At 35.0% G+C, this 12,799-nt stretch carries 8 protein-coding genes; all 8 read left to right on the top strand.

Annotated elements, in window-relative coordinates; genetic code table 11:
* Positions 1-2 precede the first annotated feature (2 nt).
* On the top strand, positions 3-3,182 hold the full coding sequence (locus tag DMB65_RS02945; RefSeq protein ID WP_110305178.1) for an efflux RND transporter permease subunit: 3,180 nt from the start codon (positions 3-5) through the stop codon (positions 3,180-3,182).
* A gap of 18 nt (positions 3,183-3,200) precedes the next feature.
* Complete coding sequence (locus tag DMB65_RS02940; protein WP_110305177.1) at positions 3,201-4,604, top strand: efflux transporter outer membrane subunit; 1,404 nt, start codon at positions 3,201-3,203, stop codon at positions 4,602-4,604.
* A gap of 540 nt (positions 4,605-5,144) precedes the next feature.
* Positions 5,145-6,578: an MFS transporter gene (locus tag DMB65_RS02935; RefSeq protein WP_110305176.1), complete on the top strand. Its 1,434-nt coding sequence runs from the start codon at positions 5,145-5,147 to the stop codon at positions 6,576-6,578.
* Positions 6,579-6,607: 29 nt separating this feature from the next.
* Positions 6,608-7,633 (top strand): glycoside hydrolase family 43 protein, encoded by a 1,026-nt coding sequence (locus tag DMB65_RS02930; protein ID WP_110305175.1) that lies wholly within the window; start codon positions 6,608-6,610, stop codon positions 7,631-7,633.
* A 213-nt stretch (positions 7,634-7,846) separates the two neighbouring features.
* Entirely contained in the window at positions 7,847-8,854 is a 1,008-nt protein-coding gene (locus DMB65_RS02925; RefSeq protein ID WP_110305174.1) for a GntR family transcriptional regulator, read from the top strand.
* A gap of 4 nt (positions 8,855-8,858) precedes the next feature.
* Positions 8,859-10,340 carry a xylulokinase gene (locus tag DMB65_RS02920; protein ID WP_110305173.1) on the top strand — a complete coding sequence of 494 codons (1,482 nt, stop codon included), beginning with the start codon at positions 8,859-8,861 and terminating at the stop codon, positions 10,338-10,340.
* Positions 10,341-10,350: 10 nt separating this feature from the next.
* Complete coding sequence (gene xylA, locus DMB65_RS02915) at positions 10,351-11,676, top strand: xylose isomerase (protein WP_110305172.1); 1,326 nt, start codon at positions 10,351-10,353, stop codon at positions 11,674-11,676.
* A 280-nt stretch (positions 11,677-11,956) separates the two neighbouring features.
* A complete protein-coding gene (gene fsa / locus DMB65_RS02910) occupies positions 11,957-12,613 on the top strand; it encodes a fructose-6-phosphate aldolase (RefSeq protein ID WP_110305171.1) in 657 nt (218 codons plus the stop codon).
* Positions 12,614-12,799: the final 186 nt, after the last annotated feature.

Here is a 12,799-nt window from a genome sequence, read left to right as displayed (position 1 = left end):
AGATGTTTAAAATATTTATACAAAGACCTGTACTTTCGACAGTAATATCTGTTATTATTGTCATCTTAGGAGTTTTAGGTTTGGTAGAACTCCCTATATCGCAATATCCTGATATAGCCCCTCCAACAGTAAACGTATCAGCGAGTTATACAGGTGCCAATGCTGATGTTGTATTAAAAAGTATTGTAATTCCGCTGGAGGAGCAGATTAATGGGGTAGAAAACATGACTTACATGACTTCTACAGCAACGAATGACGGAAATGCTTCTATCAAAATCTATTTTAAAGTAGGAACAAATCCTGATTTAGCAGCTGTAAATGTTCAAAACAGGGTTTCAAGAGCCACAAGTTTATTGCCTTCAGAGGTAACGCAAGCAGGTGTAACTGTAACCAAGAGCCAGAGTAGTAATTTGTTGATTTTCTCTTTATATAGTGATGATAAAACGTATGATCAGACATTTCTTCAAAATTATGCCAAGATTAATCTTGTGCCGCAAATTCAGCGTGTGGTTGGGGTAGGAGATGTATCTGTTTTTGGATCAAAGGATTACTCAATGAGAATCTGGCTGAAACCAGATATCATGCAGCAATACAAATTGATTCCGAGCGATATTTCTGCTGCTCTGGCAGAACAGAATATTGAAGCTGCACCAGGAAAATTTGGAGAGAATGGCGATCAGGCTTTTCAGTATGTAATTAAATATAAAGGGCGTTTAACAAGCCAAAAAGAATTTGGTGATATCATCATAAAATCGGTTGGAAACGGACAAATGCTGCGTTTAAAAGATGTAGCAAAAGTAGAATTAGGGTCTTTAAGTTATGCGGCAACGATTAAAACAAATGGAGTAGAATCTGCGGCGATGGCTATTAGCCAGACCCCGGGATCGAATGCGAGAGATGTAATCAATAATTCAAAGAAACTGATTGAAGAGGCAACGAAAAGTTTTCCAAAAGGAGTAAAATATACGATTCTTGTAGATGTCAACGAAAATCTGGATGCCTCTATTGAAAAAGTAATTCACACTCTGATTGAAGCTTTTATATTGGTTTTCATCGTTGTATTTATTTTTCTTCAGGATTTAAGGTCTACTTTAATTCCGGCTATTGCAGTTCCGGTGGCTATTGTTGGAACGTTTTTCTTCCTGAGCCTATTTGGATTTACAATTAATTTATTGACACTTTTTGCGATGGTACTGGCTATTGGTATTGTCGTCGATGACGCCATCGTTGTTGTAGAGGCCGTACATGCCAAACTGGATCATGGCTATAAATCGTCAAAAAAGGCAACAATCGATGCAATGAATGACATATCAGGTGCTATTATTTCGATTACGCTTGTAATGGCAGCAGTATTTATTCCGGTAACCTTTATTAACGGATCTACGGGAGTATTCTACAAGCAATTTGGTATCACATTGGCTGTTGCCATTATCCTTTCGGCAGTAAATGCTTTGACTTTAAGTCCTGCTTTATGTGCTTTGCTTTTAAAACCTCATGCAGATGATCACAGACATAAAAGTTATTTACAAAGATTTTATACTTCTTTTAATGTGGCATTTGAGAATGTAACGAACAGATATAAGCGTTCTGTTAGTTTCCTTTCCGTTAAAAAATGGATTGTTTTAGCAGCTATTCTAATTGCTGGTTTAGGATTGTTTTATATGATGAAAACGACACCATCAGCTTTCGTTCCTGCAGAAGATCAGGGAACCATTTTTGCCAATATCAGCTTACCTCCATCAGCTTCTATGGAGCGTTCTGATATTATTGCTAAGCAGGTTGACAGTATTGCCAAAACGATTCCGGGTGTTAAAAATACGCTTCGTATTGTAGGGCAAAATTTTACGGCAGGAGCAGGGAGTGCTTATAGTATGGTTATCGTAAAATTGGTACCGTGGGGCGAACGTGACTTAAGTGTTAATGATGTAATTGGTCAGCTTTTTGCCAAAACAAGCGGTATTCGTGAAGCCAATATTTTCTTTATTTCGCCTCCAACCATTCAGGGATTTGGGCAAAGTGGCGGATTCGAGTTTCAATTGCAGGATAAAGGAGGTCATTCGACAGCCGAGTTTTTTAAAGTAAATACAGAATTCTTAGAAAGACTCGCTAAACGTCCCGAAATTCAATATGCAACAACTCCTTTTAATCCTGGATTTCCTCAATACATGATGGAAATTAATCTGGCAAAAGCCAAAGAGGCAGGTGTACCTGTAAATACAATTTTGTCAACAATGCAAGGGTATTATGGAGGATTGTACGCTTCGAATTTCAATAAATTCGGTAAGCAATATCGTGTGATGATACAGGCTTCTCCAGAATTCCGTACCAATACTGAAGGACTTAATAAAATTTTTATCAGAAACAATTCGGGAACAATGGCACCTATTACAGAATTTATAAAAATGACAAGAGTTTTTGGACCGGAATCCATTTCAAGGTTTAACCTTTTTTCTTCTATATCAATTACTGGTGCACCAAATCAGGGCTACAGTTCTGGAGATGCGATTAAAGCCATTCAGGAGGTAGCAGCAGAAAACCTTCCGGCGGGTTATGGTTACGAATTTTCGGGCTTGACACGTGAGGAACTGGCTTCAGGAAGTGAAACTATTTTCATTTTTATATTGTGTCTTGTTTTTGTTTATTTCTTGCTGAGTGCACAATACGAGAGTTATATTTTGCCTTTTGCAGTATTATTTTCGATTCCGTTTGGATTGGCAGGTGCCTATTTGTTCTCAATCATTTTTAAACTGAACAGCAATATTTATCTGCAGATTTCATTAATCATGCTGATTGGATTGCTGGCGAAGAACGGAATTTTAATTGTCGAATTTGCCTTAGACAGAAGACGAAAAGGATTGCCAATTGTAGAAGCGGCAATTGCAGGAGCGGTAGCACGTTTGCGACCAATTTTAATGACTTCATTTGCCTTTATTTTTGGACTTGTTCCGTTGATGTTTGCCACTGGTGCAGGAGCCGTAGGAAATAGATCAATTGGTACCGGAGCAGTGGGAGGAATGTTAATCGGAACCATTTTAGGAGTATTTGTTATTCCGGTATTATTTATCATTTTTCAGACTTTACAGGAAAAGGTTAGTGGTCCCGCCAAAGAGAGTTATGATGATGATGATGAGGATGATGAGGATGAGGATGAAATACAATTAATAGAAGTTCACAAAGAGTAAAATTTAATTAAAACAGAGATGACTAACAGTTCAAATAAATATATTTTACTAGTGCTGACAGCCGTACTTTTGAGTGCATGTTCAGTTACCAAAAAGTACGAACGCCCCACAACTTTAAAAACAGATCAATTGTATCGTGATCAGGTTTCAGCCGATTCTACTACGATTGCCAATATGCCGTGGCAGAGTGTTTTTAAAGATGAAAAACTAAATACATTGATTCAGAAAGGATTAGGTAATAATCTTAATTTGAAAAATGCTATTGAGAATATCATTCAGGCACAAGCTTCGCTGCGTCAAAGTAAATTGGCATACTATCCAACGTTAAGCCTGGATGCAAGTACTACACATAGTAAACAATCTGAAGCTTCTTTAAATCTTGGAGGGGCTTCGATCAACACATTAACAACGACTTATAAACTAGGTTTAAGTACTTCTTGGGAAGCGGATATCTGGGGAAAACTGAGCAGTTCAAAACGAGCAGCTTTGGCTTCGTATTTAGCTACAGATGCAGCAAAGCAGGCAGTACAGACACAGTTGATATCAGATATTGCAAATAACTATTTTCTGTTATTATCTTTTGATAAACAACTCAAAATTACAGAAGAGACTTTAGAAAGCCGTGTCAAAAATGTAGAAACAATAAAAGCCTTAAAGGAAGGTGCTATAGTTAACGGAGCATCTGTTGTACAAAGTCAGGCTAATATGTATGCGGCACAAGTGCTGATTCCAGATTTGAAAAGAAATATTCGCGAAACCGAAAACGTGCTAAATATTTTGTTAGGTCAAGCACCTGGACCAATCGAGAGAGGAACATTAGATGAGCAGGTTGTACCCGAGAACCTTTCAGTAGGTTTACCATCACAATTGTTACAAAATCGTCCTGATGTTCGTCAGGCAGAGTTTAATTTCAGAAGTGCTTTTGAAACTACAAATCTGGCTAAAACCTATTTTTATCCAAGTTTGACACTTACGGCTAGTGCTGGTTTTTCGAATCTGGAATTGAAAGATTTTTTTACTAACTCTATTTTCTATTCGATAGTTGGTGGATTGACTCAGCCTCTTTTTAATCAAGGAAAAAATAAAGCAAGACTTACTACTGCACAATCGCAACAATTACAGGCTATGAATAATTTTCAGCAAAGTCTTTTAGTTGCAGGGCAAGAAGTTTCAAACGCATTATATTCGTATCAGATGGCCGTCGAAAAAGAAGATTCTAGAGCGCAACAAATTGCAGCACTTGAAAAATCAGTCGATTTTACACAGCAGCTTTTAGAATACAGTTCAGCTACCAATTATACCGATGTACTCACTTCGCAGCAAAATCTTTTGTCTGCACAAATGAGTGGCATAGATGATAATTTACAAAAATTGCAAGCTGTTGTCGATTTATACCGTGCTTTAGGTGGTGGCTGGAAATAATTTTTTTTGATTATCTTTAATTAAAAATTGCTAAAAATGAAGAGTGTCTCAGTATTTGAGGCACTTTTTTATTCCCTAAGATATTTTCTTTTTTGTTTGATCTCCAGTTTTAAGTTGGTAAACGCAGTTACGAAGCCCTCTTTTTTTTTCTTTTTAGCCATTTAGTGTTAAAGGCATGTCGTCATCAGTCTTTCATTGTACAAGCAAATTAATAATAAACAGGAGTTTAATTTTAAAATAAAACGCTCTAATTGCTTAATCATCATTTGTTTTGTATATTGATAATAATGATTAAAAAAAAACATTTAATATTTTTTTGGTATAATTAACTTTATATAGTAACAACCGATTGTAGTTTGATGATAATAATGTTATAATTGAATTAATGCTGCTTGAATTATATTTTTATAAATTTTACACAACCGATTGTTTTTATTATTATTTTAGCACCAAAATTAAGAAGTTCATATAGCATAACTTCAAATGATACAACTATTTTAAACTTAGCTAACAAATTCAATAACCACACAAAGTAAAATGATGAATTTAACCTCTCAAAAATTATCTGTAAAAGAAAAAATAGGGTATAGTCTGGGTGATCTGGCTGCCAATTTAGTTTTTCAGACCCTAATGACCTATCTGGCCTATTTTTACACAGATATATACGGATTATCTCCAACCCACTCCTCGATTATAATGCTGGTTGTAGGCTTAGTTGCTGCTTTTATTTTTAATCCTATTATTGGGGCACTTGCAGACAGAACAAATACAAAATGGGGCAAATTTCGTCCGTGGATTTTATGGACATCAATACCTTTAGGAATTATTGCACTTTTAGCTTTTACAACACCTGATTTTTCGTATCAGGGAAAAGTTATATATGCTGTTATTACCTATTCATTTTTATTATTACTGTATGCTGCTAATAATTTGCCTTACTCTGCCTTAAGTGGCGTTATTACAGGAGATATGTCAGAGCGAAACAGTATGTCGTCATATCGATTTGTGGCCGTAATGTTTGCTCAGTTTTTTGTCCAGGTTTTTATGCTTGGCATCATTAAAAGTGCCGGAAACGGGGATAAGGCAATTGGTATCGAAAAAGTAATGACAGTTTTGGCAATAATTGGCACTATTATGCTGCTGATTACTTTTATAACTACAAAAGAGCGTATTGTACCAAGACCAGAACAGAAATCAAGCGTAAAAGAGGATTTAGCCGACTTAGTAAAAAACAAACCCTGGATTATTATACTAACCCTTACATTATTGGTTTTTGTTACACTTGCTATTAAAGGTGGCTCCTATGTATATTATTTCGAAAATTATGTAAATAAACAAGAATTAGCCGGTTTCATACAGCCTATTCTAAATTTTCTCTCCGCAATAGGATTGAACACTTTTGGTAACGATCCTGTTTCTGCTGGATTTGGATTGTTTAATGCAGGTGGTATTATTTTTATGATAGTTGGAATTACATTATCAAAGAGATTCGCTGATAAATATGGCAAAAGAAATGTATTTGGACTCTTTTTATTTATTTCTACTTTATTTATCATTGCATTTTATTTCTTTTCTTCAACCTCTATTGGTCTGATGTTTTTTTCTCAAATTTTTCACGGATTTTTCTATGGTATCACCATTCCTCTTCTCTGGGCAATGATCGCAGATGTTGCTGATTATTCTGAGTGGAAAAATAATCGCCGGGCAACGGCAATTATATTTTCGGCTATGATGGTGGGACTAAAAGCCGGATTAAGTATTGGTGGCGCATTAACAACATCACTTTTAGGATATTTTGAGTATATACCAAATTCGACACAACAAACAGATATTGCCATTAACGGAATCAAATTACTGGTAAGTATTTTTCCTGCAATACCATTTTTAATTGGAACAGTATTATTGTTTTTTTATGAAATTGATAAGAAAATGGAAATACAGATTGAAGCAGATTTAAAAGAAAGAAGAGCATAAATTATTATCATTAAAGTAAAAATACGACCATGCCTGAAGATAGCATTGAACAAATTGATTTTGAAGTGATTAACCTAACAGCCATATCCCAACCTTTGGTTAGACACATGTATACTGCAGATCCTTCTGCACATGTATTTAATGGAAAAATCTATATTTATCCATCCCATGATATTGATGCGGGGATTCCCTTTAACGATAACGGAGACCATTTTGGAATGGAGGATTATCATGTGTTTTCTATGGAAGGCATAGACTCTGCAGTGACAGATCATGGTACAGCCTTGCATGTGAAGGATGTTCCGTGGGCAGAGAAACAAATGTGGGCACCTGATGCTGCCTTCAAAAATGGTAAATACTACCTGTATTTTCCTGCGAAGCGTGCTGACGGAATTTTTCAGATTGGAGTTGCCACTAGTAATTCGCCTACAGGACCGTTTAATCCGGAACCAGAAGCAATTAAAGGAAGCTATTCGATTGATCCTGCGGTTTTTGAAGACGAAGATGGTAAGTTCTATCTTTATTTCGGGGGTATCTGGGGAGGTCAGCTTCAGAAGTACAGAAATAATCAGTTTTCTGAAGAAAACGAAGAACCTCATAAAGAAGAACCTGCTTTAGGACCAATAGTAGGCTTGCTTACTGATGATATGAAGCAATTTAGCGAATCACCAAGAGAAATTAAAATTCTCGATAAAAATGGTGATGTACTATTGGCGGGAAATAATGAACAGCGCTTTTTTGAAGGTCCATGGGTGCATAAATACAAAGACAAATATTATTTCTCCTATTCTACAGGTGATACGCATTTCATTTGTTATGCGACTGGAGACAGTCCTTATGGACCATTTACGTACCAGGGACGAATTTTGAATCCCGTAATTGGCTGGACTTCGCATCATTCTATCTGTGAGGTAGAAGGGAAATGGTATCTCTTTTATCATGATTCCAGTCTTTCAAAAGGGGTTACTCATTTGAGATCGATAAAAGTAACTGAAATTACCTATAATGAAGATGGTTCAATAAATACTATTGATCCGTATAGTAAAGAAAAGTAAATCTTGCTTTTTGTTTAAAAGAAAGTACTTCAAATTAAATTTTTAAAAAATAGGTTGCTACCGAAAATTTTATAGAGAATTTCTAAGGCCTTTGTTTAAAATTTTGAGATTACTTCATTTACTTTAAAAAGATAACAAATTTAAAGAAAAATATTTTTTTTTATAAAGTAGAAATACATAATTTAGCATACCAGAACAGAACGGAACAGTATAATGAATGAGGAACAGCAAAAGTTTGTATTTGTAATTAATCACGATAGTGATGTACCTAAATACCAGCAATTGGTAAACGGAATAAACAATGCGATTGCAAAGAATATTTTAAAAAAAGGGGATTTACTTCCATCTGTAAATTCAATTTGTAAAGAAAATCAGTTATCAAGAGATACTGTTTTTAAAGCTTATACAATTTTAAAAGACCAGAAAATAATTGATTCTGTTCCAAATAAAGGATATTATGTGTCTGGAGAAACCAGAAAAGTACTGTTGGTATTAGATACTTTTAAAGCTTATAAAGAGGTTTTGTATCACTCCTTTGTGAATAATTTGCCGGACAATATTATTACCGATGTGCAATTTCATCACTATAATATTGAGGTTTTTAAAACCATAATTAATAATAGCGTTGGAAAGTATTATAAATATGTGATAATGAATTTTGATGATCAGGAAGTATCATCAACGTTATCGGCAATTTCGAATGATAAATTGCTGTTAATTGATTGGAATATTCAGTCAAAAAAAGAGAACAATTATGTTTTTCAGGATTTTGGAAAAGCATTTTACAGTTCATTGAAAGAAGCGGCTGATTTGTTTAAAAGATATAAAAGCATCTGTTTTGTTTATCCGAATTACACGAATCATCCAAAAGAAACACTGGAAAATTTTAAGAAATTTTGTAACGACTTTAATTTTAAAAATGAAATTATAACCGATCCAAAGAAGTTTGATATTGAAAAGGGAATTGCCTACATCAGTATCAGTGACAGGATTTTGGGACATTTCTTAGAACAATGTAAGCAGAAAGATTTCGAGCCGGGTCAGGATGTTGGCTTTTTATCTTACAATGAAACCCCAATGAAGAAATTCATATACAAAGGCATTTCGGTTGTGTCAACTGATTTTAATGAAATCGGGACAAAGGCAGCGGCATTTATTACGCATGACGAAGTGATGCAGTGTTATGTACCAACAAGTTTAATATTAAGAGAATCATTATAAAATTATGTATTATATAGGATATGATATTGGAAGCTCTTCGGTCAAGGTTGCCTTGGTTGAAGCAGCAACAGGCAAAAAAGTTATTGTACTTAATGAGCCACAAAACGAAATGGAAATCCTGTCATTACAGTCTGACTGGGCAGAACAAGATCCAGAGATGTGGTGGCAGTACATTTGTACAGCAACAAAAAGGGCTATTAAAGAAGCTAATGTTGACGCTTCGAAAATTCAGGGTATTGGTATTTCATATCAAATGCACGGATTGGTCATTGTTGATAAAGACGGCAAATCACTACGAAACTCGATTATCTGGTGCGACAGCCGTGCGGTTGAAATTGGCAACAAAGCTTACGCTGAAATCGGAGCAGATAAATGTGCCGGGCATTTATTGAATTCACCGGGAAATTTTACCGCTTCAAAATTAAAATGGGTAAAAGAAAACGAACCTGAAGTTTATAATAAAATTGCCAAATACATGCTTCCGGGAGATTATATTGCTTTGAAATTGACAGGCGAAGTAACGACTACCAAAAATGGTTTGTCTGAAGGAATGCTTTGGGATTATAAAGAAAATAAAGTAGCTGACTGGCTATTGGATTATTATGAAATAGATAAGTCACTGACACCAAATATTGTAGAGAATTTTACAAATCAGGGTCTGGTTACCGAAAAAGGTTCACAGGAATCAGGGCTTCCTGTTGGAATTCCGATTGTTTACAGAGCCGGAGATCAGCCGAATAATGCGCTGTCACTGAATGTACTGCGTCCTGGAGAGGTAGCGGCAACCGGAGGGACTTCTGGTGTTTTTTACGCCGTTACTGAGACAAATTCAGGTAATAGTACCCGTGTAAACAACTTTGTTCATGTAAATTATTCGGAATCAAACCCCAGAGTTGGAAAATTACTGAACATAAACGGTGCCGGAATCCAATACAGGTGGATGCGAAACAACACCGGAAATGAGTCGTATGAAGAAATGAACGAAAAAGCATCTCAGGTAAATGTGGGTTCACAAGGATTAGTTGTGATTCCGTTTGGAAATGGTGCCGAAAGAATGTTCAATAATAAAAACATTGGATCTCATATCTTAAACCTGAATTTTAATATTCATTCCAATGCTCATCTATACAGGGCATCTTTGGAGGCAATTGCCTTTTCGTTTGTGTACGGAATGGAATGTCTGAAAGATGATAATGCAAAAATTAATGTAATCAGAGCGGGAAATGATAATTTATTCCGTTCAGAAATTTTCTCCAATACCGTAGCAACATTGATTGGTCATGAAATAGAAATTTACAATACAACCGGAGCTGTTGGAGCAGCCAGAGCAGTAGGCTTGACGGATGGTGACTTTGAGAAATTTGGTTCAGGAATTACAACCAACGATCACGTAATGACGTTTTTACCTTTAAAAAATAAAGACGAATATGAAAAGGCTTATCAAAACTGGAAAAAAGAATTAGAATTAATAGTAACAAATAAATAAAAAAATTAAAATGATAACTTTAGGAAATAAAGAATACTACAAAGGTATTGGGCAAATTAAATTTGAAGGAAAAGAATCTGACAATCCTTTAGCATTTAAATATTACAATCCGGAGCAGGTTGTGGCAGGAAAAACAATGCGTGAGCATTTTAGATTTGCAATTGCTTACTGGCATACATTCTGTGGGCAGGGAAGTGACCCATTTGGACCAGGGACACAAAATTTTGCATGGGATCAGTCTTCAGACCCATATCAGGCCGCGAAAGATAAAGCAGATGCGGCTTTTGAGTTCATCAGCAAAATGGGATTTGACTATTTCTGTTTTCATGATTATGATTTGATTGCTGAAGGCCCAACTTTTGCCGAATCAGAAAAGCGTTTAGCATTTATTACAGAATACTTAAAAGAGAAAAAAGCAGCATCAGGGATTAAATTACTTTGGGGAACTTCAAACTGTTTCTCAAATCCAAGATTCATGAACGGAGCAGCTACAAATCCAGATTTTAATGTTGTGGCGAGAGCAGGAGGGCAGGTAAAATTAGCTTTAGATGCAACTATCGCTTTGGATGGAGAAAACTATGTATTCTGGGGAGGTAGAGAAGGTTATATGTCCTTATTAAATACAGATATGGGAAGAGAATTAGACCATATGGCTCAATTTTTAACAATGTCCAGAGATTACGCAAGAGCACATGGTTTTAAAGGAACTTTCTTTATCGAACCAAAACCAATGGAGCCATCAAAACACCAGTATGATTTTGACTCGGCAACTGCAATTGGATTCTTAAAAGAATATGGTTTAGATAAAGATTTCAAAATCAATATCGAAGTTAATCATGCAACATTAGCACAGCATACATTTCAACACGAACTGGAAGTTGCTGCAAAAGCAGGAATGTTAGGAAGTATCGATGCTAACAGAGGAGATTATCAAAATGGATGGGATACAGATCAATTCCCAAACAACATTCAGGAAACTACTGAAGCGATGTTGGTTTTCCTTAAAGCCGGTGGATTGCAAGGCGGTGGTGTGAATTTTGATGCTAAAATCAGAAGAAATTCTACTGATTTGGAAGATGTTTTCTTAGCACACATCGGAGGAGCTGATACTTTTGCGAGAGCTTTACTGACTGCTGATAAAATTATTACTTCTTCTCCTTACGAAAAATTAAGAAAGGAAAGATACAGTTCATTTGACTCAGGAAAGGGTAAAGATTTCGCTGACGGAAAATTAAATCTTAAAGACTTATATACTATCGCAAGTGAAAATGGAGAATTAAATCTTCAAAGCGGTAAACAAGAATTGTTTGAAAATATTATAAATCAATATATATAATCTTAACTGAAATAAATTTTATCCAAACAGTTGCATTGTTTTAAAATTAATGTTTTAAAAAATAGTAGTATTTTTTTTATCTAAAAAAGTTCATTATCAAAATAATAGCCCTTTTTTGAGATAATTTAAGTAACTATTCTATAGAAAATTAGGGTCGGAGGTTTTTAGTTAGTTCCAACGGCCTTAATTTTTTTGTGCCTTTTTTAGCCAAATTAATGTTTTAGAAAGTTACTGTTAAAATAAATTTATTGGCGGATTATTAAAATTAAAATTTAGATAAATGAAGTTTTTTATAGATACAGCAAATTTAGAAGATATCAAAGAAGCTCAGGCAATGGGGGTTTTAGATGGAGTTACTACAAATCCGTCATTGATGGCCAAAGAAGGTATTGCAGGAAAGGAAAATATTTTACAGCATTATCTTAACATTTGTAACATTGTTGATGGGGATGTTTCTGCCGAAGTTATTTCAACAGACTATGAGGGAATGATTAGGGAAGGGGAAGAACTGGCGGCTTTACATAAACAAATTGTAGTAAAATTACCAATGATTGAAGCTGGTGTAAAAGCATGTAAATATTTTTCGAGTAAAGGAATCAGAACCAATGTTACATTGGTATTCTCTGCAGGTCAGGCATTATTAGCGGCTAAGGCAGGGGCAACTTATGTCTCTCCTTTTCTGGGAAGATTAGATGATATTTCAACAGATGGTATGCATTTGATTGCCGAAATAAGAGAAATTTATGATAATTATAATTATGAAACTCAAATATTATCGGCTTCTATCAGACATACAATGCACGTTGTTAATTGTGCAAAGATTGGATCAGATGTTATGACAGGCCCTTTGTCTGCAATCAAGGGTTTACTAAAACATCCTTTAACCGATATTGGACTAAAACAGTTTGTAGAAGATGCTAAGAAAATGAATTTATAAGCCTGAATTAACATGCAGATCAAATAAAGTTAAAATTGACTTAGCTATATTTTTCTTAGTTAGCAGAACTCCTTTCATATGTATTTGAAAGGAGTTTTTTGTTTTAAAATAACTTAAATTATCTTTTTTATCATTCATGAATTGGCAATAATATCGCTTTATAAATTTGATACCAAATATTTTGTA

This window comes from Flavobacterium cheongpyeongense (assembly GCF_003202435.1).
GTDB classification, from domain to species: domain Bacteria; phylum Bacteroidota; class Bacteroidia; order Flavobacteriales; family Flavobacteriaceae; genus Flavobacterium; species Flavobacterium cheongpyeongense.
The sequence above is the reverse complement of the archived record's forward strand: the minus strand, read 5'-3'. Positions and strand labels throughout refer to the sequence as shown.

Bases quoted from the DNA above. Each gene is read 5' to 3' on its own strand.
- DMB65_RS02945 (WP_110305178.1), top strand. From the start codon at position 3: ATGTTTAAAATATTTATACAAAGACCTGTACTTTCGACAGTAATATCT.
- DMB65_RS02940 (WP_110305177.1), top strand. From the start codon at position 3,201: ATGACTAACAGTTCAAATAAATATATTTTACTAGTGCTGACAGCCGTA.
- DMB65_RS02935 (WP_110305176.1), top strand. From the start codon at position 5,145: ATGAATTTAACCTCTCAAAAATTATCTGTAAAAGAAAAAATAGGGTAT.
- DMB65_RS02930 (WP_110305175.1), top strand. From the start codon at position 6,608: ATGCCTGAAGATAGCATTGAACAAATTGATTTTGAAGTGATTAACCTA.
- DMB65_RS02925 (WP_110305174.1), top strand. From the start codon at position 7,847: ATGAATGAGGAACAGCAAAAGTTTGTATTTGTAATTAATCACGATAGT.
- DMB65_RS02920 (WP_110305173.1), top strand. From the start codon at position 8,859: ATGTATTATATAGGATATGATATTGGAAGCTCTTCGGTCAAGGTTGCC.
- xylA (WP_110305172.1), top strand. From the start codon at position 10,351: ATGATAACTTTAGGAAATAAAGAATACTACAAAGGTATTGGGCAAATT.
- fsa (WP_110305171.1), top strand. From the start codon at position 11,957: ATGAAGTTTTTTATAGATACAGCAAATTTAGAAGATATCAAAGAAGCT.